General features: G+C 67.7%; 21 protein-coding genes. 17 read left to right on the top strand and 4 right to left on the bottom strand.

Annotated elements, in window-relative coordinates:
- Nucleotides 1-154 precede the first annotated feature (154 nt).
- Nucleotides 155-790 (top strand): tetratricopeptide repeat protein, encoded by a 636-nt coding sequence (locus AC5P78_RS07615; protein WP_005407536.1) that lies wholly within the window; start codon nt 155-157, stop codon nt 788-790.
- 122 nt (nt 791-912) lie between these two features.
- Here AC5P78_RS07615 and AC5P78_RS07610 read toward each other — a convergent pair whose 3' ends face one another.
- Nucleotides 913-2,397: an AAA family ATPase gene (locus tag AC5P78_RS07610; RefSeq protein WP_005411847.1), complete on the bottom strand. Its 1,485-nt coding sequence runs from the start codon at nt 2,395-2,397 to the stop codon at nt 913-915.
- A gap of 123 nt (nt 2,398-2,520) precedes the next feature.
- Between AC5P78_RS07610 and AC5P78_RS07605 the strand changes: the two genes are divergently transcribed.
- The 9 genes from AC5P78_RS07605 to AC5P78_RS07565 all read left to right on the top strand — a co-directional run bounded on the left by AC5P78_RS07605 (nt 2,521) and on the right by AC5P78_RS07565 (nt 11,490).
- Nucleotides 2,521-3,150, top strand: coding sequence for a nucleotide-binding protein (locus AC5P78_RS07605; protein WP_005407538.1), 630 nt, complete (start codon nt 2,521-2,523; stop codon nt 3,148-3,150).
- A gap of 49 nt (nt 3,151-3,199) precedes the next feature.
- On the top strand, nt 3,200-3,676 hold the full coding sequence (locus AC5P78_RS07600) for a SixA phosphatase family protein (protein WP_005407539.1): 477 nt from the start codon (nt 3,200-3,202) through the stop codon (nt 3,674-3,676).
- Between the two features lie 4 nt (nt 3,677-3,680).
- Nucleotides 3,681-4,298: a YceI family protein gene (locus tag AC5P78_RS07595; protein ID WP_087802873.1), complete on the top strand. Its 618-nt coding sequence runs from the start codon at nt 3,681-3,683 to the stop codon at nt 4,296-4,298.
- Nucleotides 4,295-6,343, top strand: coding sequence for a phospholipase D family protein (locus AC5P78_RS07590; protein ID WP_012478720.1), 2,049 nt, complete (start codon nt 4,295-4,297; stop codon nt 6,341-6,343). The genes AC5P78_RS07595 and AC5P78_RS07590 overlap by 4 nt, the downstream gene beginning before the upstream one ends.
- A gap of 10 nt (nt 6,344-6,353) precedes the next feature.
- A complete protein-coding gene (locus tag AC5P78_RS07585) occupies nt 6,354-6,788 on the top strand; it encodes a hotdog fold thioesterase (RefSeq protein ID WP_005407542.1) in 435 nt (144 codons plus the stop codon).
- A 120-nt stretch (nt 6,789-6,908) separates the two neighbouring features.
- Nucleotides 6,909-7,700, top strand: coding sequence for a lysophospholipid acyltransferase family protein (locus AC5P78_RS07580; RefSeq protein ID WP_024956258.1), 792 nt, complete (start codon nt 6,909-6,911; stop codon nt 7,698-7,700).
- Nucleotides 7,701-7,752: 52 nt separating this feature from the next.
- Entirely contained in the window at nt 7,753-8,742 is a 990-nt protein-coding gene (locus AC5P78_RS07575) for a YheT family hydrolase (protein ID WP_032965474.1), read from the top strand.
- Nucleotides 8,743-8,798: 56 nt separating this feature from the next.
- Nucleotides 8,799-10,868: a tetratricopeptide repeat protein gene (locus AC5P78_RS07570; RefSeq protein ID WP_012478722.1), complete on the top strand. Its 2,070-nt coding sequence runs from the start codon at nt 8,799-8,801 to the stop codon at nt 10,866-10,868.
- 10 nt (nt 10,869-10,878) lie between these two features.
- On the top strand, nt 10,879-11,490 hold the full coding sequence (locus AC5P78_RS07565; RefSeq protein ID WP_076738901.1) for a YbhB/YbcL family Raf kinase inhibitor-like protein: 612 nt from the start codon (nt 10,879-10,881) through the stop codon (nt 11,488-11,490).
- Nucleotides 11,491-11,575: 85 nt separating this feature from the next.
- On the opposite strand, the gene AC5P78_RS07560 is transcribed toward AC5P78_RS07565, so the two are convergent.
- From AC5P78_RS07560 to AC5P78_RS07550, 3 genes are all read right to left on the bottom strand, one after another.
- A complete protein-coding gene (locus tag AC5P78_RS07560) occupies nt 11,576-12,043 on the bottom strand; it encodes an META domain-containing protein (RefSeq protein ID WP_076738918.1) in 468 nt (155 codons plus the stop codon).
- Nucleotides 12,044-12,185: 142 nt separating this feature from the next.
- Entirely contained in the window at nt 12,186-13,013 is an 828-nt protein-coding gene (locus AC5P78_RS07555) for an META and DUF4377 domain-containing protein (RefSeq protein ID WP_076738902.1), read from the bottom strand.
- Nucleotides 13,014-13,086: 73 nt separating this feature from the next.
- Nucleotides 13,087-13,881: an undecaprenyl-diphosphate phosphatase gene (locus tag AC5P78_RS07550; RefSeq protein WP_024956253.1), complete on the bottom strand. Its 795-nt coding sequence runs from the start codon at nt 13,879-13,881 to the stop codon at nt 13,087-13,089.
- 223 nt (nt 13,882-14,104) lie between these two features.
- On the opposite strand from AC5P78_RS07550, the gene glnA reads away from it, so the two are divergent.
- The 7 genes from glnA (at nt 14,105) to AC5P78_RS07515 (ending at nt 22,408) form a co-directional block, all read left to right on the top strand.
- Nucleotides 14,105-15,514 (top strand): type I glutamate--ammonia ligase, encoded by a 1,410-nt coding sequence (gene glnA, locus AC5P78_RS07545; RefSeq protein WP_005407550.1) that lies wholly within the window; start codon nt 14,105-14,107, stop codon nt 15,512-15,514.
- Between the two features lie 323 nt (nt 15,515-15,837).
- Nucleotides 15,838-16,176: a P-II family nitrogen regulator gene (locus tag AC5P78_RS07540; RefSeq protein ID WP_004134334.1), complete on the top strand. Its 339-nt coding sequence runs from the start codon at nt 15,838-15,840 to the stop codon at nt 16,174-16,176.
- Nucleotides 16,177-16,197: 21 nt separating this feature from the next.
- The gene (amt, locus tag AC5P78_RS07535) at nt 16,198-17,628 is read left to right on the top strand and encodes an ammonium transporter (RefSeq protein WP_043034922.1); all 1,431 of its coding nucleotides are present in this window, start codon (nt 16,198-16,200) and stop codon (nt 17,626-17,628) included.
- A gap of 223 nt (nt 17,629-17,851) precedes the next feature.
- Entirely contained in the window at nt 17,852-18,598 is a 747-nt protein-coding gene (locus AC5P78_RS07530) for an N-acetylmuramoyl-L-alanine amidase (protein ID WP_012478728.1), read from the top strand.
- A gap of 67 nt (nt 18,599-18,665) precedes the next feature.
- Nucleotides 18,666-19,832 (top strand): murein transglycosylase A, encoded by a 1,167-nt coding sequence (gene mltA / locus AC5P78_RS07525; protein ID WP_012478729.1) that lies wholly within the window; start codon nt 18,666-18,668, stop codon nt 19,830-19,832.
- A 108-nt stretch (nt 19,833-19,940) separates the two neighbouring features.
- Nucleotides 19,941-20,255 carry a hypothetical protein gene (locus tag AC5P78_RS07520; RefSeq protein ID WP_012478730.1) on the top strand — a complete coding sequence of 105 codons (315 nt, stop codon included), beginning with the start codon at nt 19,941-19,943 and terminating at the stop codon, nt 20,253-20,255.
- 107 nt (nt 20,256-20,362) lie between these two features.
- On the top strand, nt 20,363-22,408 hold the full coding sequence (locus AC5P78_RS07515) for a TonB-dependent receptor (protein WP_012478731.1): 2,046 nt from the start codon (nt 20,363-20,365) through the stop codon (nt 22,406-22,408).
- Nucleotides 22,409-22,446 lie beyond the last annotated feature (38 nt).

Genomic DNA, 22,446 nt, shown 5'->3' with positions numbered 1-22,446 from the left:
CGGCTGGCACCGGCCGCGTGCAGGCACGCGGCGGGAAAGGCGCGAATTGTAGCAGCGGGGCCGTGGTGGGCCCGGCACTCGCGCCCGCGCCGCTGCTGGGGTTAGGATCGGGGCGAGAGAGGGAGGCTGCGGTTGTGCAGCCTGGGGAGAAGGGATGTCAGTTCCAGGAAAGATCCTGGCCAGCGTGCTGCTGGCCTCGGGAGCGGCCACGGCGTGGGCCGCGCCGGCCATGCCGGCACCACAGGAGTTCTACTTCGACAGCGACCTGGCGGCGGCACCGATGGTGGCGATGCAGGGCGAAGGCGATGAGCTGGTCACCCAGCTGGTGAGGCTGCGCGAGCGCGGCCGGCGCGCGGTGGAAGCCACCGTGCAGCTGGCTTCGGTGGCCAGCACCCAGGGCCGTGCCGAGCTGGCCGACCAGCTGTATGGCGAGGCCCTGAAGGAGGCGCCGGCACAGAGCAGCGCGGGCCGCAGCGTGCGTTGGAACTATGGCTGGGACCTGCTGCGCCAGGGCAAGCCGGAGGCGGCGCTGGAGCAATGGTTGTCGTCGGCCGGCAATGCGCGCAGCAAGCCCAGCTGGGTGCCACCCACGTACGCGCTGGCCCTATGGCGGATGGGGCAGAAGCAGGAGGCCGTGCAGTGGTATGCCGCAGCAGTGCGTACCGAGCCGTCGCAATGGAGCACCAGTGCCAATTACGCGCAGCTGCTGCCGCAGTGGCGCGAGGATGAGCGCGCGTCGTTGGCCGAAGTGCAGCAGGCCTGGGCGGCGGCCCCGCCTGCGTGGCCCTGAGGGAGGGGTTCGGCCGGGTTCACGGCGTCCCCCGCGAATCCACCCCGCCCGGCCAAGCGTGGCTTTTGATGTTCACAGCCAACCAGCCGCCACGAGGGGCTGCGCCGTTCGCTGGAAACCCCTCAATCGTCCGCGGAAACCGTCCGCCCCGATGCCCACGCCCGCAGCGCCTCGACCTGCTCGGCCATCAGTACCGACAGCGGCCGCGTCGCACGGATCTCGTTCATCAGCAGCTCGGTATCCAGTGGCCGGCCTTCGGCGTGCGCCGCATACAGCCCGGCCACGATCGCCTGCTCGATCTCCGCACCTGAGAAACCATTCGCCGCGGCCGCCAGCGCCGGCAGCGCGAAGTCGTCGGCATTGAGCTGGCGCCGACCCAGATGCAGTCGCAGCAGTTCCACGCGCACCTCCGGCGAAGGCAGGTCAACGAAGAAGATCTCGTCGAAGCGGCCCTTGCGCAGCAGCTCGGCAGGCAGCTCGTGCACCTGGTTGGCAGTGGCCACGATGAACACCGGTGCCTTGCGCTCGGCCATCCAGGTCAGCAGATGGCCCAGCACGCGGCGTGACACGCCACCGTCCTCGCCACCGCTGGCCAGGCCCTTCTCGATTTCATCCATCCACAGCACGCAGGGCGCCAGCTGCTCGGCCGAGGCCAAGGCCTGGCGCAGGTTGGCCTCGGTCTCGCCGTGGTATTTGTTGTACAGCGCGCCCACGTCCAGGCGCAGCAGCGGTACGCCGAAACCGGCGGCGGTGGCCTTGGCCAGCATCGACTTGCCGCAACCCTGCACGCCCAGCAGCAGCATGCCGCGCGGTGGGTCCAGCCCGGCCGGTGCGGAGCCAGCGATGAACGCCACACGCCGCTGGTTGATCCAGCGCTTGAGCCGGTTGGCGCCGGCCACGTCGCCGAACCGCGCGCTGTCATGCTCGAAGAACAGGTGGCCGCTGCGGTTGAGCAGCTCGAACTTCAGCCGTGCCAGCTGCGGCAGGTCGTCGTCGCGCAGCGCGCCGTCGGCGTAGATCAGCTGCCGGGCGATGCGCCGGGCATCCACCAGGCTCAGGCCCTGCAGGTTCTTCAGGATTTTCTTCACCGCCTCGCTGTCGACTTCGACGCGGCGGCCGCCGTGTTCGCGGGCGTAGGCATCGGCCTCCTCGCGCAGCATCTTCAGCAGGGCGTTGGCATCGGGCAGGCGCGGGTTGAAGCGTACCGCCAGCGCTTCCAGCTCGGCCGGCAGTTCGACCTTGGCGCCGATCAGCACCAGCACGTGCGGTTCGCTGTGGCGGCGCTGGATCAGGTCGCGCAGGGCGCGCTGGTGGCTGGCATAGCCCAGGTAGGGGTGGAAATCGAGCAGCAGGTAGACCCCGCGCTGCCCGGCCTGGCGGATCATCTGCAGGGCCGCGCTGGCGTCGGGTGGCCCGGCCGGCGGATCTTCGCTGTCCAGGTCGATGCGGCGCAGGCCCTCGGTGATCGACCACCGGTGCAGCGCCCGCCAGACGTGCATCAGCGTCTGCCGGAACAGGTCGACGATGCGACCCTCGTCCTGGGTCTCGATCACGATCAGGGGGGTGTTGGCGCGGATCAGTGCGCTCAGGTCCTGCAGCTCGCTCATGCCGGTTCGATCCTTCGGGGGCGCCACGATAGCAAAGGCGATGGCCGCAGGTTCAGCGCGGTGCTACCTCCCGTCACCACCGCCGGTGTACGCTCGGGGCACGTACCCGGAAGCGAGGCTGGCATGAAGACGATCCTGGTGGCCGGTTCCAAGGGCGGGGTGGGCAAGACCACCGTCGCCACCCACCTGGCCGCGTACGCGGCATTGCAGGGCAGGGCCACGGTGATCGCCGACGCCGACCCTCAGGGCTCCAGCACCCGCTGGGCGCAACGGCGGGCCGGGCTGGAAAGCGCGGTGCTCCCCATTGATGTGTATCGGAAGAAGCAGTGGGCGCAGAAGCTGCCCGATGGCACCGAAACCGTCATCATCGACGCACCGGCGGGCGCGTTGGCCGACGATATCCCCCATTTCCTTGACGCTGCCGACGCGGTGGTGGTGCCGGTGCTGCCCTCGGCGCTCGACATCGAAGCCATCGTCGGCTTCCTCAACAGCCTGGCCCAGAACCCGCGGGTGCACAGCCGCAAGCTGCCGGTGGGGCTGGTCCTCAACCGCACCAAGCCCTGGACCCAGACCTCGCAGCAGGCGTTGCAGATGCTGGCCGAATGGCCGTACCCGGTGGTCGCGCAGCTGCGTGACAGCCAGAGCTACGTGGTCATGACCGGCCTCGGCCGCAGCCTGTTCGACTACCGCTCGGCCCAGGTGCGGGAGCATCAGGCCGACTGGGAGCCGCTGCTGTCCTGGCTCAAGCTTTGATGCCTGCGTCACTCTTCCTGCTGCATCCTCTTCTTCATGGAAACCCGCGATGCGTGAACTGATCCTGCTGCGCCATGCCCATGCCGAACCGGCTACCCCCGGCCAGGCCGACCTCGACCGGCCGTTGTCGCCGGTGGGGCTCGCCGAAGCCGAAGCCGCCGGCAAGTGGCTGAAGGAGAACAACCTGCTGCCGGACTGCGTGCTGTGCTCACCGGCGCGGCGTACCCGCGAAACCCTGGAAGCCGTGCTCGGCACCATCGGTTACGTGGAAAAGCGCCTGGAAGACCGCATCTACGAAGCCACCCCCGGCACCCTGGCGGCATTGGTGGACGACCGCCGTGATCTCGACCGGGTGCTGATCGTCGGCCACAACCCGGGCCTGGAGCGGCTGGTGGCGTTGATGACCGAGGGCACCAGCAGCGACTACCGCGGCATGCCGCCGGCCGGCATCGCCGTGCTCGGCTTCCCGCGCGAGGCCTCGATCGAGCCAGGCGTGGCCAGCCTGAACGCATTCTGGTGGCCGTGATCCGATGAGCCTGGCGCGGCGCAGCCGCTATCTGCTGCCCGCGCTGCTGGCACTCGGCCCGGCCTGGGCGGCCGTGCCCACGCCGACCCCCCTGCCACCGGTGGTCGCCGAAGCGCACCGGGTAATGCGCCTGGATACCCAGCGTTCGCAGATCGGCTTCGAGGTGCGCACCCGTTTCGGGCAGCGTATCGAAGGCCTGTTCCCACACTTCGAAGGGCGCATCGAGATCCTCTCCGACGGCCGCCACCAGGTGCACCTGAAGATGTTCACGCGCTCGGTCGAGATCCCCGGCAAGGCGCGCTATACCGGGTGGATGCGCGGCGAGGAGTTCTTTGATGCCGGCCGCCATCCGGTGGTCGAGTTCGACTCGCTGCCGTACTGGCCGGAAACCGTGGAGAGCGGTGGCGACATCAACGGCCGGCTGACCCTGCGCGGGATCAGCCACCCCGAGACACTGAAGGTCGAGAAGGCGGAGTGCGCCCGACCCGGCTATGATTGCGACGTCGTCAGCCGCGGTACCGTGCAGCGAGGCCGGTATGGCATGGACAGCTGGCAGCTTGCCTTGAGTGACCGAGTGACTTTCGTATTGCGTGCGCGCCTGAGCGAGGCGCCGAAACCGTGAACTTCCTGCTGCGTGTACTGGCGCTGGCAACCGTGTTGCTGGGCAGCGGTTGTGCATCGCTGTCGAATGCCGAGCGCGACCGCGCCGAGGCGATCGCCGTGCAGGCACGTTCGACCGTGGTCGACTGCCAGCGTGCAGACCGCTGTGCACAGGATTCGCCGCTGCGGGCGCTGGCCGGCCGGGCATTCACCGAATCCACCCCGGAACGACCGCGCCACTACGCCACCCTGCTCGATGAGGGCGAGGGCGCCCTGGTCGCACGCCTGAACCTGCTGCGCAGCGCCACCCGCAGCATCGACCTGCAGACCTACATCTTCGACAAGGACGACAGCGCCCGTCTGGTCATCGACGAACTGCTGGCCGCATCGCGGCGCGGGGTGAAGGTGCGGCTGCTGATCGACCAGCTCTCGGCGATCTCCGACCTGCAGATCCTCGGCGCCCTGTCCGGCGCCCACCAGAACTTCCAGCTGCGGGTCTACAACCCGACCTTCGGCAAGGCCCGGCTGAACTACTTCGACTATGCCGGCAGCGTGCTGTGCTGCTTCCGCCGGTTCAACCAGCGCATGCACAACAAGCTGCTGGTGATCGACGATGCGATCGGCGTGGTCGGTGGCCGCAACTACCAGGACGACTATTACGACTGGGACCGCGAGTACAACTTCCGCGACCGCGATGTACTGATCGCCGGCCCGGAAGCACGTGCGATGGCGGCCAACTTCGACGCGTTCTGGCGCGCACACCGCAGCGTGCCGGCCGAGCGCCTCAACGACGTGGGCCGTACGTTGCTGCGCGAGGGCGTGCCAACGCTGCCGCCGGCCAGCTTCCGCCGCCCGGAACGGGTACAGCGGGTCAGTGCCGAAGCCAACGACACCGAGTTCGTCACCCGTTCCTTCGTCGATACCGCGCTACCGGTGGCTTCGGTGCGCTACGTGGCCGACCTGCCACGCAAGCATCGCCGCGAGAAGGCCGATGCACCGCTGGCCGGCCAGCATGTGACCGAGCCCCAGCTGGATGCGCTGATCGCCAGTGCGCAGAAGGAAGTGATCCTGCAGACGCCGTACCTGGTGCTGTCCAAGCCGGCGCAGAAGCTGTTCCGTGAACTGCGCAAGCGCCCGCAGCCACCGCGCGTGGTGGTGTCCAGCAACAGCCTGGCGGCGACCGACAACCCGATCGTGTATGCGTTGTCGTACAAGTACAAGCGGCGCAACATGCGCGAACTGGGCTTCAACATCTTCGAATACAAGCCGTTCCCGCTGGACGCGCCGGTTGACTACCGCAACCTGCTGCCCGACCCGATCGCTGCGCCCGGGGGGGGAGACGAGGGCGGTCGCAATCCGCTGATCGGTGGCAGTGCTGCCGGCAGCAACGCACGCGGTGGCAGCAGCAGTGGTTCGGATGCCGGCAGCAGGCAGGGCCCGTTGAATCGCCACAGCGATGGTGCCTACGACAACGCACGCGCACGCCGTCGCGCCGCCGGCAGCGAGGTGGAAACGCGCCTGCTGCGCACCGAGACGCGGCCGTCGTTCCTGGGCAGCAAGGCGGTCAACAAGCCGTTGCCGGTCACCCGCAAGGGCGCGCGCATGGGCCTGCACGCCAAGTCGCTGGTGGTCGACCGCCGCATCGGCGTGGTCGGCACCCACAACTTCGATCCGCGCAGCGAGAACTACAACACCGAAGGCGCGGTGATCATCGACGACCCGGTTTTTGCCGAGGAACTGGCGCAGAGCATCCTGCGTGACACCCACCCACAGAACTCCTGGACGGTGGCGCCACGGGCCAAGCCACCGGTGCTGTCGGGGCTGAACTACAGCGTCGGCAAGGCCTCCGAAGCGCTGCCCATCCTTGATTTCTGGCCCTGGCGCTACGCCACCGACTACGAGTTCAAGCCCGGCCCGGAGTGCCCGCAGCCGCTGCCGCGGCAGGATCCTGATTTCCATCGCTGCTACGTCGCCGTCGGCGACTTCCCCGAAGTCAACGTCGGCCCGAAGTGGCTGCTGGTGCGCATGCTGACCGCATTCGGCGCCGGTCTCGTTCCCATCCTCTGAAGGTACCCGCATGGCCCAGGTGTTCCGCGAAGCCGTTTCCATCGAGCAGCTCAACGCGCTCAGCCGCAACACGGCGATTGAATCCCTGGGCATCGTCTTCAGTGCCGCCGGCGAGGACTGGCTGCAGGCCACCATGCCGGTGGATGAGCGCACCCGCCAGCCCTACGGCATCCTGCACGGCGGTGCCTCGGTGGTGCTGGCCGAGACCCTGGGCAGCAGCGCCGGCAACCTGTGCGTGGATACCGGCAAGCAGGTCTGCGTGGGCCTGGAGATCAATGCCAACCACGTGCGTGCCGTGCGCTCGGGCACGGTCACCGGCACCGCCCGCGCGCTGCACGTCGGCCGCAGCACCCAGCTGTGGGAGATCCGCATCGAGGACGAGCAGGGCCGCCTGGTATGCATCTCGCGGCTGACCCTGGCGGTGGTGGCTGCCGGTCACGGCTGAGCCCCCCTGGGGCTCGTTGACGGCAGCGGAACCCAGCGTTCCCCGCCGATTGCCCCGGTCGATGGCGGTTATGGCCTAAATCGGCTGGCAGCGATGACGGCCCTCCGGTATCGTGCGCGGATGACTTCCCCCACTCCGGCCCCCCGTGGCGGCGTGGCGCGTGTGTGCCGTTACCTGTACCGCGTACCGCTGCTGTTGGTCCACATCATCGTGTTCCTGCCGCTCATCCTGATCGGCATGCTTCCGCCGTGGGGCGAACTGCGCGTGGGCGAGGCGACCTTCGGCGCCAAGGTGGTCAACTGGTGGCAGGGCGGGCTGATGTGGATCTTCGGCTTCCGCCTGGTGCAGGTCGGCGCGCCGCTGCCCGGTGCCGTGCTGTTCGTGGCCAACCATGTCAGCTGGGTGGATATCTGCATCCTGCACAGCCAGCGCATGATGGGCTTCGTCGCCAAGCGCGAGATCGCCAGCTGGCCGCTGGTGGGTTGGCTGGCCGCGCGTGGCCAGACCATCTTCCACCAGCGTGGCAACACCGAATCGCTCGGTGGCGTGATGCAGGTGATGGCCGACCGCCTGCGCGAGGGCAAGGCCGTGGGCGTGTTCCCGGAAGGGCGGACCCGCGGCGGTCACGAAGTGGGCCCGTTCCACGCCCGCATCTTCCAGGCCGCGGTCGAGACCGGCGTGCCGGTGCAGCCGGTGGCCCTGGTGTACGGGGCGAAGGGCGACGCGCAGACCATCGTCGCGTTCGGTCCGAACGAGAGCTTCTTTGCCAATTTCCTGCGCCTGCTCGGCGAGCCGGCGCGACGTGCCGAAGTGCACTTCCTGGCGCCGATCGGTGCACAGGACCTGGAAGGCCGTCGGCGCATCGCGGAAACCTCGCGCGCGCGCATCGTGGCGGCCATGAGCGCCGGGTGAGGCTACGGTGGCCCTGATCCCGCCACCTGTCCTGGACGCCGGTACGCCGACGCTGCATGCGGCTGACTATCAGCCGCCGCGCTGGCTGCGCAATCCGCACCTGCAGTCGATGCTCAGCTCCAGCCGCATGCGCCTGCAGCGCGGCCTGCTGCTGCTGGCGGCCACCGGTGCGGTCAGCGAAGAGCTGATCCTCGATGGTGGTGATGGCGTGCGCCTGCAGGGCTGGCACAGCCATGTCGAAGGCCGCGAGCCCAAGGGCATCGCGCTGCTGCTGCATGGCTGGGAAGGCAGTGCCGAATCCAGCTACATGCGCATGGCCGCCGCGCGCATGATCGAGCAGGGCTTCGACGTGGTGCGGCTGAACTTCCGCGACCACGGCAACACCCATCACCTGAACCCCGGCATCTTCCACTCCAATCTCATCGATGAAGTGGTGCACGCCGCGGGCGATATCGCCCAGCGCTGGCCGCAGCTGCCGCTGGTGGCCGCCGGTTATTCGCTGGGTGGCAACTTCGTGCTGCGCCTGGCCCTGCGCGCGCCGGCGGCCGGCGTGCCGCTGCTGCGCGTTGCCTCGGTGTGCCCGGTGCTGGACCCGGCGCTGACGATGGAGAGCATCGAGAACGGCCCGGCGATGTACGACTGGTACTTCCGCCGCAAGTGGGCCGGCTCGCTGCGCCGCAAGCGCGATCTGTTCCCCGAGCTGAGCGACTGCGACGACCGCGTGTTGAAGCTGGACATCCGCGCGCTGACCGCCTGGCTGGTCGAGCGCCACACCAGCTTCGGTTCGCTGCAGGCCTATTTCGACGGCTACTCGATCGCCGGCGACCGCCTGTCGACCCTGCAGGTACCGGCCGACATCCTGATGGCGCAGGACGACCCGGTGATTCCTTACGCGACCTTCAGCAACTGGCAGCTGCCAGGCCAGGCGCGCCTGGAAACCGCCTGCTGGGGTGGCCACTGCGGGTTCATCGAAAACTGGCGCGGCGACGGCTTCTCCGAGCGCTGGGTCGCCCAGCGCCTGCAGCGGGTCCTGCAGGCCTGAACCGGCGACAGCGCGCAGCCCGCTACAATGCGGCTTTGCACTTGAACCGGACTGCCATGCAAGACCAGATCATCCAAGCGTTGCGCCAGAACCAGGCCGACCAGGCCGTGCAGCTGGCCCAGGCGTGGACCCGTGACGAACCCGGCCAGGCCAACGCCCACCGCTGGCTGGCGCTTGCGCTGCAGCAGCAGGGCAACGCCGAGGAGGCGATGGAGGCCCTGCAGCAGGCGCTGCGGCTGGCCCCGGACGACGCCCAGCTGCACCTGCAACATGCCGGCCTGCTGCTGGCACTGCGCCAGTTCGAGGGTGCCGACGAAGCACTGGTGCGCACCACCGGCCTCGATCCGAACTCGTTCTCCGCCTATCTGATGCAGGCGCACCTGGCAATCGGCCGCAATGACTTCGACGAAGCGCAGCGCATCTCCACCCTGGCCGCGCGCGTGGAGCCGGATCATCCGGAACTGCTGACCATCGACGGCATGGTTGCACTGCGCCGCGGTGACGCCGACCGTGCACTGGCGCTGCTGTCGGCTGCCAGCAAGGCACTGCCGGACGATACCCGCGTGCTGTACGCACTGGGCTTTGCCTACCTGGGCAAGGACATGCTGGCGTTTGCAGAGCAGTCGTTCCGCCGCGTGCTGGAACTCAATCCGTCGCTGTCCTCGCTGCATGGGCTGGTGGTGCAGCTGGCACTGCGCCAGGGCAACGTACCTGCCGCCGCCGAAGCCATGCAGGTGGCCCTGCAGCAGCCGGAGATGGACGTACCGTCGATGCGCCGCCTGGCGGGTGAACTGTCGCTGCGCAATGGCCAGCCGCTGCAGGCCCTGGACTACCTGCTGCCGCTGCTGGAGACGCAGCCGGAAGACCGCCAGGTGCTGCAGCTGCTGCTGATGTCATGGCAGCGCCTGGGGCGCGAGGATGAAGCGCGTGCACGCCTGGATGCGGTACTGGATACCGATGACCAGCTGCACGATGTGTGGCTGGCACGGCTGGCCATCGAGCAGGTGGGCAGCGAAAGCGCCGTGACCGCGGTCGAGCGCTGGATGGCGGCGATGCCCGCGCATCTGCCGGCCCTGGAGGCGCGCCTGCGCCTGCATGACATGGCCGGCGAACATGCTCAGGCCGAAGCGATCGCCGAACGCATCGTCAGCCTGGAACCGGGCCGCGTCAGCGGCGAGACCCGGCTGGTCGAAGGCCTGCTGCAGCGCGATCCCGCCGCCGCCGTGGCCCGCGTGCAGGCGCTGATCGAGCTGGCGCCGGAAGAGCATCGCGCCGACCTGCGGACGTGGATGGGCGAGATCCAGGACCGCGCCGGGCAGCCGCAGGACGCCCTGCGCACCTGGCTGTCGCTGCAGGCTGACCAGGCGCCGCAGCGCTTGCCACTGCCGCCACAGGCCAAGTCCCCGCCGAGCTGGCCGGACAAGGGCAGCATCGACGGCGATGCCAGCTCCGCGCCGATCTTCCTCTGGGGCCCGCCGGGTTCGGGCGTTGAGCGGGTAGCGACCGGCTTGGCTGCTGCCAGCCCGGTGCTGCGCAGCGACCGCTACACCAACACGCCGCCCGATGATGCGTTCCAGAACTACAACACGCTGCAGGACCTGGCCTCAGGCGTGCTGACGCCGGAGCGGCTGGTGCAGCGCTGGCGTGAACAGCTGCCGGCACGTGGCCTGCAGAGCGACACCGTGATCGACTGGCTGCTGTGGTGGGACAACGCCCTGCTGTGGGCGCTGCGCCCGCAGCTGCCGCAGGGCCGCCTGGTGCTGGTGCTGCGCGACCCGCGCGACATGCTGCTGGACTGGGTGGCCTACGGTGCCGCCGCGCCGCTGGCGATGACGTCGCTGGCCGAAGCCAGTGAATGGCTGACCCGCGCGCTGACCCAGATCGCCACGCTGCATGAGGACGACCTGTACCCGCACGTGCTGCTGCGCATCGACCAGATCGGCAACGATCCGCAGGCGATGGCCGAACTGCTGGGCCGCCTGTTCGAGCGGCCGATGCCGCCGGCGGCACAGCTGGGAGCCCCGCGCCTGCCGGCCGGCCACTGGCGCAACTACCGCGACGTGATGAGCGCCGCCTTCGCCCAGCTCACCCCGGTTGCGGTGCGCCTGGGTTACCCGGAAGAGTGAGGAGAGTCCGATGCAGTTGACCAGCCACAGCCTGACCAACGGCGCACCGATTGATCGTGAGTTCGCCGCGGGCGACGCCAACGGTTTCGCCCCGGACCGCAACCCGCACCTGGCCTGGAGCGGGGCGCCGGCCGGCACCCGTTCGTTCCTGCTGGTATGCGTGGACCCGGACGTACCGACCGTGCCGGAGACGGTTGGCCGCAGCGACATGAGCGTGCCGCGCGACCAGCCGCGCTGCGATTTCGTGCACTGGGTGATGGCCGATATCCCGGCCACGGTGCAGGAGATCGCCGCTGGCAGCTGCAGCGACGGCTTCGTGGTGAAGGGCAAGCCCGCACCCGACGGCCCGGCCGGCAGCCGCCAAGGCCTGAACGACTTCACCGGCTGGTTCGCGGGCAACCCGGACATGGCCGGTGATTACCTGGGCTATGACGGCCCGTATCCGCCGTTCAACGACGAGCGCATGCACCGCTACTTCTTCCGCGTATTCGCGCTGGACGTGGCGTCGCTGGACCTGCCGCAGCGCTTCACCGCCGCCGACGCGTACCGCGCCATGCACGGCCACGTGCTGGCCGAAGCCGCACTGCACGGCACCTACACGTTGAACCCGGCGCTGGGCTGAGCAGCACACAGGGTAGAGCCGGCCGCGGGCCGGCTGCTGCAGGCAACGGCGGCAACACAGGGAAGATGCCGGCCAGCGGCCGGCCCTACCTTCCATCCGCTTGCAGCGCCGCCGGTTCGAACACTGCGGTGTCGCCCCTCGCGTTGCGCAGCACCAGCGCGCCGCGGTCGTCAAGCGCAAGCGTCGGTGCCGAGCCTTCGCCGTGCATCAGCTTTCCGGCGAGCTTCTGCTGCGTGGGCAGTCTCTGATCGACGCATAGCGCTGTGGTCTGCACGCTGTTGCGCAGGATCAGCAGGTTGCCCTGCAGCCGGTACTCGTTGCTGACGTGGTTGCACAGGTTCAACTCGCTCATGAAACCGGACTGGAAGCGCAGTGTGTAGGGCGCGCGACCGCGGACGAACAACGCGTCGATGCGCTTTCCTTGCGCGTTGGTGGCACGCACCAGTTGCCACAGGTGTGCTTCAAGCTGATCGGTGCTGGGCGTGCTGGCAGCGGCCACATTCGCGGACATGGCCAGCAGCGCAGCAATGATGAGGACGGGGACGTGCTTCATGCCGATCTCCCGATGCATCCGGGTAGTGCCGGCCGCTGGCCGGCAGCATCCGTGTGTTGGCAGTGCGGCGCAGGGCAGCCGGCCAGCGGCCGGCCCTACCGACCATGAAGAAGGGCGGCCTCTCGGCCGCCCTTCCATCGCTTTATTTCTTCTCGATGGCCGACTCGACCACCATGTCCAGCACGTACGCCTGCGACGGCGCATCGGCCGGCGGGTTCTTCACCTCGTAGCGCTTCACGCGCACCACATTGCGCACGCCGTCTTCGTGGGTGTAACCCTCGATGTTGCCGTAGAAGTTCTCGAACTTGCCCGGCTCGCCCTGCTTCAGGCCCTTGTCGTCGAACTTGACCTCACGCACCTGCAGGCACTGGTAGTCCGGGATCAGCGGGTGCGAGCACTTCTCGGTCTTGGCGGCCACTTCCAGGAACACGGTTTCGCCGGCGCCACCGTAGCGGGTTTCAGCCGTCGGTTCCGGGGTGAAGACCAGCTTGTCGCCCTTGGCGTTGGTCAGGGTCAGCTTGCCATCGGCATCCTGCTCGGCCTTCAGCTCGCCCTGCAGGCGGCTCGACACGGCCTCGTCCAGCGCCACCAGCGCCTTGTCGGTGCAGGCCATCATGGTCGAGGCCATCGCACTGACGCTCAGCTTGCCAGCGTCGAAGGTATAGCCGCCGCCCATGCGGTTGCAGGTGTTGCTGACCGACAGGCGGCCATCAGCGAAGTCCAGGGTGACCGGCTTGTCTTCGCGCGCGAACAGCGCGTCGATGCGCTTGCCGTCGGCGCCGGTGGCCTGCTGCAGCAGCCAGTGCTGGCTCTGCAGGCGCTGCGCATCCAGGTGCGCCAGCGTCTGCTGGTCTGCTGCCTTGGCCGCGGCCGGGGCCACGTCGTCGCCGCCGGTGCCGGCCGGTGCCGGGGTCTGGCTGCAGGCGGCCATCAGGGCCAGCGGGAGGAGCAGGGTGAGCTTGCGGTTCATGGTGATTCTCCTTGGGGAACCGTGGGGGAAACGGGGTAGGGCCGGCAACGGGGTTGCCATGCCCCGGTGCTGTTCAGCTGCCGGACGGCAGCCACAGCAGCAGTGCCGCGCCCAGCGCGATGCGGTAGATGGCGAAGGCGGTGAACCTGTGCGACTTGATGTAGCCCATCAGCCACTTCACTACGACGAAGCCGGTGACGGCCGCGGCAAGGAAGGCCACGCCCACGTCGGTCCAGTTCTCGCTGCCCAGCTGCCCAGCCTTGGCCATTTCCAGGAAGGTGTAGGCGCTGGCGGCGAACATGGTGGGAATGCCGACCAGGAACACGAACTCGGCGGCGGCCGCGCGGCGGCTCAGGCCCAGCAGCATGGCCAGGAAGATGGCCGAGGCCGAGCGCGAGGTGCCGGGGAACACGCCGGCCACGACCTGCGCCAGGCCGACGCCGATCGCCACCGTCCAGGTCACCTGGTCGCGGTCGGGCAGGCGCGCGGTGTAGGCCTCCACCAGCAGCATCCAGACGCCACCGATGATCAGCGCCCAGGCCACCGGGCTGACCGTTTCCGGCAGCGACCAGCCGGCCTTGCGTACCACCAGGCCGACCACCGCGGTGACCAGGAACGCCGCGCCCAGCTTGAACACGTACTCGCGGTTCCCGCGCTGGTTGAAGCCGGTGGCCAGCTGCAGCAGGCGCTGGCGGAACACCAGTACCACGGCCACGATGGCGCCGGCCTGGATGACGATGTTGAAGAAGTCCGAACGGGCACCCAGCCAGTGCTGGGCGATGAGCAGGTGGCCGGTGCTGGAGATCGGCAGGAACTCGGTCAAGCCTTCGAGGATGCCCAGCAGCAGGGCGGAGAGCAGGTCGGACATGGACGGTGCGTGCACGCGCGGCGGAAGGAAGAAGGGCGAGAGGATAGACGATCCGCGCTGCACCAAACGGGTGCGTCTGGTGGTCGGTGCACTCGTTTGGTGCGCCGCGTTCTGCACCCGCACGGGGCGGCCTTCATGAAATCAATGACTTGCGGCATCTGAAAAGTTGGCACGGTCGTTGCTCTACCTCAGCAGGCATTCATCCCCATCCGAGGTCGTACCGATGTCCGTGGAAAACGTTGAGAAGCTGATCAAGGACAACCAGATCGAATTCGTCGATCTGCGCTTTGTCGACATGCGTGGTGTCGAGCAGCACGTGACCTTCCCGGTCAGCATCGTCGAACCGTCGCTGTTCGAAGAAGGCAAGATGTTCGATGGCAGCTCGATCGCCGGCTGGAAGGGCATCAACGAGTCGGACATGGTGCTGCTGCCGGATACCGCCAGCGCCTACGTCGACCCGTTCTACGCCGATCCGACCATCGTGATCAGCTGCGACATCCTCGACCCGGCCACCATGCAGCCGTATGGCCGTTGCCCGCGCGGCATCGCCAAGCGCGCCGAGGCCTACCTGAAGTCCTCCGGCATTGCCGAAACCGCGTTCTTCGGCCCGGAGCCGGAATTCTTCATCTTCGACTCGGTCCGTTTCGCCAATGAAATGGGCAACACTTTCTTCAAGGTCGATTCCGAAGAAGCCGCCTGGAACAGCGGCGCCAAGTACGACGGCGCCAACAGCGGTTACCGTCCGGGCGTGAAGGGTGGCTATTTCCCGGTTCCGCCGACCGACACCCTGCACGACCTGCGCGCCGAGATGTGCAAGACCCTGGAACAGGTCGGCATCGAAGTGGAAGTGCAGCACCACGAAGTGGCCACCGCCGGCCAGTGCGAGATCGGCACCAAGTTCAGCACCCTGGTGCAGAAGGCCGACGAACTGCTGCGCATGAAGTACGTGATCAAGAACGTCGCGCACCGCAACGGCAAGACCGTCACCTTCATGCCCAAGCCGATCGTCGGCGACAACGGCAGCGGCATGCACGTGCACCAGTCGCTGTCCAAGGGCGGCACCAACCTGTTCTCCGGTGACGGCTACGGCGGCCTGAGCCAGCTGGCGCTGTGGTACATCGGCGGCATCTTCAAGCACGCCAAGGCCATCAATGCCTTCGCCAACTCGGGCACCAACAGCTACAAGCGCCTGGTGCCGGGCTTCGAAGCGCCGGTGATGCTGGCCTATTCGGCCCGCAACCGTTCGGCATCGTGCCGCATTCCGTGGGTCTCCAACCCGAAGGCGCGCCGTATCGAAATGCGCTTCCCGGACCCGATCCAGTCCGGCTACCTCACCTTCACCGCGCTGATGATGGCCGGCCTGGACGGCATCAAGAACCAGATCGACCCGGGCGCACCGAGCGACAAGGACCTGTACGACCTGCCGCCGGAAGAAGAGAAGCTGATCCCGCAGGTCTGCTCCTCGCTGGACCAGGCGCTGGAAGCGCTGGACAAGGACCGCGAGTTCCTGAAGGCCGGTGGCGTGATGAGCGATGACTTCATCGACGGCTACATCGCGCTGAAGATGCAGGAAGTGACCAAGTTCCGCGCGGCCACCCACCCGCTGGAGTACCAGCTGTACTACGCCAGCTGACCGGATGCGATGGCGGTGGGCTTCCCCCTCCCACCCGCCGCCATCGCTTCCGTTTTCGCGGCTGGGGAGCCGCGGTCAGATCGGGGTCGGATCCCGTTCGTTTACGAATGGGCTCTGACCCCTGATCCAGGGGCAAGAGAGAGACCGGATACGCGACCAGGGCCGCCCTCCCTCCCGCGTCGGTCGTGCAAGGAGAGAGGCACGGCCGTCCCGGCCCTGTACGTGTCCGGTGCAACAGCCACGGCCATCACAGTGATGGCCGCTGGTTGCCTGATGCCAACGCGCGCTGGCGCGCTGGCCCCATCCACCATCGGGACATGCGCATGAAACTGATCTCCGCCATCATCCGGCCGTTCAAGCTCGACGAGGTCCGCGAGGCCTTGTCCGACGCAGGCGTGTCGGGCATTACCGTGACCGAAGTGAAAGGCTTCGGCCGCCAGAAGGGCCACACCGAGCTGTATCGCGGCGCCGAGTACGTCGTCGATTTCCTGCCCAAGATCAAGATCGAAACCGTAGTCACCGACGAGCGTGCCGATGCGGTGATCGAAGCGATCCAATCGTCGGCAGGCACCGGCAAGATCGGTGACGGCAAGATCTTCGTCACCGCCGTCGAACAGGTCATCCGCATCCGCACCGGCGAAATCGGTGCCGACGCGCTGTAACCCCTTTCCGGAGACTCCCCCATGAAGATGCGCCTTCTCACCGGGTGGCAAGCCCGGTTCCATGTCGTGTGGCTGTTGATGCTGCTGAGTGCGCTGGCCGCGGGTGCCTGGCCGGGCAATGCCCACGCCCAGGCGCAGGTGTCGCCACTGCCGAGCGAAAGCGTGGCCGTTGAACCGCTGCAGGACACTGCAGCTGCAGCCGCTGCGCCGGCCGTGGCCGAAGCGGCCGCCGCCTATGATCATGGCGACGTGGCCTGGATGCTCACCTCCACCCTGCTGGTGCTGCTGATGGTCGTGCCGGGCCTGGCCCTGTTCTACGGCGGCCTGGTGCGTTCGAAGAACGTGCTGTCGGTGCTCAGCCAGATCCTGGTGGTGTTCTCGCTGGTGCTGCTGCTGTGGGTGGCCTACGGCTACAGCGCGGTGTTCAGCGCGGGCAATCCGTTCTTCGGGTCGTTCACCGAGTTCGCCTTCCTCAAGGGCTTCACCCCCGAGTCGGTCGGCAACACACCGATCAAGGGCCTGCCGGACTATCTGTTCGTCGCGTTCCAGTCGACCTTTGCCGGTATCACCACCGCGCTGATCGTCGGTGCCTTCGCCGAGCGCATCAAGTTCCGCGCGGTGCTGCTGTTCTCGGCGCTGTGGTTCACCCTCAGCTACATCCCGATGGCCCACATCGTCTGGGGGGGCGGCTACCTGGGTGAGCTGGGCGCGATCGATTTCGCCGGCGGCACCGTGGTCCACATCAATGCGGGCGTTGCTGGCCTGGTGGCTGCCTGGTTTGTCGGCAAGCGCCTGGGCTACGGCCAGACCGCGCTGAAGCCGCACAACGTGCCGTTCACCTACATCGGCGCGATGCTGCTGTGGGTGGGCTGGTTCGGCTTCAATGCCGGTTCCGCTGCCGCAGCCGATACCGTGGCCTCGCTGGCCTTCCTCAACACCGTGCTGGCCACCGCCGCCGCCGTGCTCGGCTGGACGCTGGTGGAAGCAATCAGCAAGGGCAAGCCATCGGCACTGGGCGCTGCTTCGGGTGCGGTGGCCGGCCTGGTCGGCATCACCCCGGCATGTGGCACGGTCGGCCCACTCGGCGCGATCATCATCGGCTTCGTCGCCGGCGTGGTCTGCGTCTGGGGCGTGACCGGCCTCAAGCGCCTGCTGAAGGTGGACGACACTGCCGACGTGTTCGGTGTGCATGGTGTCGGCGGCATCGTCGGCGCGATTCTCACCGGTGTGTTCAGTGCACAGTCGCTGGGTGGTACCAAGGCCGGTCTGGATATCGCCCACCAGGTGTGGGTGCAGGTGGTCAGCGTCGGCCTCACCGTGGTGTGGTCGGCGGTGGTGACCGCGGTCATCTTGCTGGTGGTCAAGGTCGTGGTCGGCCTGCGCGTGACCGAAGAGGCCGAACGCACCGGCTTGGATGTGACTTCGCACGGCGAATCTGCCTACGAGGCCTGAAGTAGCGGCAGAGCTATTGCATTGATGTTGTGGGTGCCGACCGTTGGTCGGCACTTCCACTGTCCTCGTTCTGGTAGGTACCAAGCTTGCTTGGCACGGGGTCTGCTCTGGTGGGTGCCGACCGTTGGTGGCACAGCCGGAGTGGCGCATCCACGCCTGGCGTGGACCTACCGAATCTTCCTTGTGACATGCATCATCGCGCCTGATCGCGCACAATCAGGCCATGCACCCGATCCGCACTGTCCTGATGCTCTCGGCCTGCCTGCTGCTGGCTGCCTGTGCCTCCGCGCCGCAGGAAACCCGCAACCCGCTCGCCACCTGGGTGCCATCACCCAACCAGAACGCGCGCACGCCTGTCATCATCGTCATCCACCACACCGAGCAGAAGTCGGTGCAGCAGAGCCTGCATACGCTGCGCACGGCCAACAGCGGTGGACCGGTCAGTGCACATTACCTGGTCGGTGCCGATGGCCATCGTTACCAGCTGGTCGCCGATGAGCGCCGTGCCTGGCACGCCGGCGCCGGGCGCTGGGGCACCATCACCGATCTCAATTCGGCCTCGATCGGCATCGAGCTCGACAACGATGGCCGCAGCCCGTTCAGTGCGGCGCAGATCGAATCGCTGATCGTGCTGCTGCGCGACCTCACCTCGCGCCTGAACATCCCGCCGCGCCAGGTGATCGGCCACGCCGACCTGGCGCCGACGCGCAAGCAGGATCCGAGCCGCTTCTTCCCCTGGCAGCAGCTGGCCGAGGTCGGCTTTGGCGTGTGGCCGCGCGCGGCCGACGGTGCTGCGCCAGAGGGTTTCGACGCGTGGAATGCGCTGGCCCGCTTTGGCTATCCGCTGGACAACCGCGAGGCCACCGTCGCCGCCTTCCACCGCCGTTTCCGTGGCCGCGACGACCTGCCGAAGACGCTGGATGCCGAAGACGCGCGCATCCTGTACTCGCTGCTGCTGCAGACGCCGTGACCCCGCGCATGAACGCTTGACCCCGCGCCGGGTTGCCGCCCAGCGGCCGGCCCGCCACCATGGCGGCATGATCGATTCCGCCACCTTCGTCAAGCGCAGGCACTGCATCCTGCTGGCAGCGGCCGTGCTCGCCGGTTGCGCCACCACCGCCCCCCGCACCGGGTCTGAAGCGCCCACGCCCACCATGCCGCCTGCAGCGACCTATGCCAAGGCTGCATGGAGCGCGCTGCCACCCGTCTCCAACAGCGATCTGCAGGCCGGTTTCGTTGCCTGGCGCAGCAGCTGCACCCGCCTGAAGAACGATGCGGTCTGGGCCAAACCCTGCGCCACCGCCGCAGCAGTGTCAGACAAGGACCCGGCCGCGATCCGCCAGTTCCTGCAGCGCGACCTTGATGCCTATGCGCTGCGTGCCGGTGGCCACCAGGCCGACGGACTGATTACCGGCTACTACGAGCCGATCTATGCCGGCAGCCTGACCCGCACCGACAAGGCGACGGTGCCGGTCTACGGCACTCCCGATGATCTGGTGGTGGTGCAGCTGGAGAGCCTCTACCCGGAACTGAAGGGCAAGCGCCTGCGCGGTCGCGTCGAAGGCAAGGTGCTCAAGCCCTATGACGACGCCGGCACCATCGCGGCCCAGGGCGCCAACGCCCCGGTGCTGGCCTGGCTGACCGACCCGATGGACCTGCAGCTGCTGCAGATCCAGGGGTCCGGCCGCGTGCGCCTGGCCGATGGCAAGCAGGTGCGGCTGGCCTATGCGGAACAGAATGGCCACCCCTACCGCGCCGTCGGGCGCTGGCTGGTCGACCAGGGCCAGCTGAAGAAGGAAGACGTCACCATGGACGCGATCCGCGCCTGGGCCCGGGCCAATCCCGCGCGCGTGCCGGAACTGCTGCGCAGCAACCCCAGCTACGTGTTCTTCGTGCGCAACCCGGACAGCCCGGAAGGCCCGCGTGGTTCGCTGAACGTGCCGCTCACCGCCGGCTACAGCGTGGCGGTGGACCGCAGCGTGGTGCCGCTGGGCAGCCTGCTGTGGCTCTCCACCACGCGCCCGGACGGCACCCCGGTGGTGCGCCCGGTGGCCGCGCAGGACACCGGCGGCGCCATCGCCGGTGAGGTGCGCGCCGACCTGTACTGGGGCAGCGGCGATGCCGCCGGCAAGCTGGCCGGCGACATGAAGCAGAAGGGCAATATCTGGATGCTGTGGCCGAAGGGCGCGCCCCTGCCGAACTGAAGCAGCAGGGGTCGGATCCCTTTCCAAAGGGAAGGGCTCTGACCCCGGATGCCTGATAATGGCGCCATTCCGAACTTTCCGGCCGCGCCTGCGGCCAGGACCCCTGCAATGACCTACGCAAAGCACAACGCAAAACGCGGCGCGAAGTCCGCCGCAAAGAAGTACTACAAGCACTGGGCCGAATCGGGGCTGGGCAAGGGCAACGTGCTGATGGAAGCCCGTGGCGAGAAGATCGTGCGCCAGGTGGAAATCTACGGCACCAAGATGGTCTGGGCCGACGAGCACGCCCACAGCGATGACCGTTTCCTGCTGGCCGACCAGCCGGTGTCGTTCCTGGATTTCGACGAGGACGACGAAATCTCCGCGCGTGAATTCGAAGCCGCCTGGAAGAAGGCACGGGAAGCCACCGGCTACCCGGTGTAATCCCAGCCCCCGGCACCCGCTCTTGTAGCGCCGAGCCTTGCTCGACGCTGCAAAAGCGGGCATGTGAAATGTTATATGATTACATTTCACCGCAGCCGCCCCTTCCCATGAAGACTCCCACCCTTGTGGCCGCCCTCGCGGCCGCTCCGTTCGCCCCTGAAGCTTTCGCACAGTCCGCCGATGCCGCGCTCACCCTCGGCAAGGTGCAGGTGCACCAGCATGGCGAAGGCCAGCTCAGCGCGCGCCAGGTGCTGACTTCGGTGGACGTGCTCGGCGCGGACCAGATCGAAGACCGCAACGTCTCGCACAGCTGGGAGCTGCTGGGGCAGATGCCCGGCATCCAGCTCACCGAAACGCGGCAGGGGGCCGAATCGGGCAAGGTCAGCTTCCGCGCCTTCAACGGCGAGGGCTACCTCAACGCCATCAAGACCCTCATCGACGGCATCCCCAGCAACGTCAACAGTGGCAACCAGCGCTTCATCGACATGCTGTTCCCGCTGGACATCAGCTACATCGAAGTGGTGCGCGGGACCAACGACCCGCGCTATGGGCTGCACAACATCGGTGGCAACGTGAACTTCGGTACGCGTCAGGGCGGCAGCTACACCGATGCGCGCCTGGCCTACGGCAGCTACAACACCCGTGATGCACAGCTGGCGGTTGGCCGCGAAGCCAATGGCTTCGCGCAGAACTATTTTGTTGGCACCCAGGCCAGCGATGGCTATCGCGACCACGACACCTCGAAGAAGTACTCGCTGGGCGGCAAGTGGTTCTTCGGCACGCTGGACGAAGGGCTGCGCGTGGGCCTGACGGCGCGCGCCTACCACCATGAGGCCGACGAACCGGGCTTCATGACCGCCGAGGAACTGCGCACGCTCCGCCGTGGCAGCGAGCTGCGCAACGGCAATGATGGCGATGACCGCGACATGCGGCAGATCGCCGCGCACGTCGACCTGAAGCTGTCCGACGCACTCACCTTCGGCACGCGGCTCTACTACAACCGCTATGAAGACGACCGCCGCGTGACCTTCAGCGATCTGCCCACCGGCAACCTGCCGCGTCAGCGCCGCGTGTGGGATGAGCGCCAGACTGGCCTGCTCAGCACGCTGACCTGGCAGGCCAGCCCCGCGCTTACTGTCGAGGGCGGCCTGAACTACGAGCAGCAGGACAACGGCTATATCCGCGAGCGCTACGCCTACGCCGAACCGACCGATTACAGCCAGCCGCCGGCGCGCGTGCAGAACGACGATCGCCACAGCTTCGACAACTGGGGTGCCTACGTGCAGGCCGTCTACCAGCCGGTCGAGGCCTGGAAGATCGTGCCGGCCTACCGCGTGGACCGTTTCAGTGGCCGCACGCACCTGATGAACGGCATCACCGCTCGGCTGCAGGATTACGGCAGCATCGGTCAGCCCAAGCTGAGCATCATCCACAGCCTGGGCCAGACCACCCACGTCTACGCGAACTGGGGCCGCACCTTCCAGGTGCTGACCGGGTCCACCGCGCCGGCCTACCTCACCCCCGGGCAGGCACCGATGCAGCCGTCCACCAACACCGGCATGGAGCTGGGCCTGAAGTTCCAGCCGTTCCAGGGCGCCCAGGCGCGCCTGGCGGTGTGGCAGCAGGACGCGGAAAACGAGGTATCCAACATGCCGGCCACTGGCACCACGGTCACCCTGGGCAAGACCCGCCGACGAGGCGTGGATGCGCAGTTGAGCCTGCAACTGGGCGACGACTGGACGGTATGGGCTTCGCACGCCTACCAGGAAGCGAAGATCACCCGCGACGACCGCGATGCCGGCATTTCCCTGCAGGGCCGCGAAGTGGCTGCCACCCCGCGCCATATCAGCAATCTGGGTGTGGATTACCGCGCCACGGATGCGCTGCGGCTGGGCCTGCAGGCGCGTGCACAGGGCGATTACTACCTGGAAGAACGCAACGTGGCCGGCAAGTTCGGTGGCTTCGCCGTGCTCGACCTCAGTGCGGCCTATCAGCTCACCCCGCGTTTCAGCGTGGACCTGCAGCTGAAGAACGTCACCGGCCGCCAGTACGCCTACGCCTGGTACGACAGCTTCTTCTGGGACAGCGCCCGCCCGATGTTCTCGCCGGCCCCGGGCCGCAGCGTGTTCGTCGGCCTGAACATGAAGCTGTAACCGGCCACGCATCTGGTAGTGGTCGAGCTTGCTCGACC

Source organism: Stenotrophomonas sp. YJH_SMC_133, from assembly GCF_059370655.1.
The sequence above is the reverse complement of the archived record's forward strand: the minus strand, read 5'-3'. Positions and strand labels throughout refer to the sequence as shown.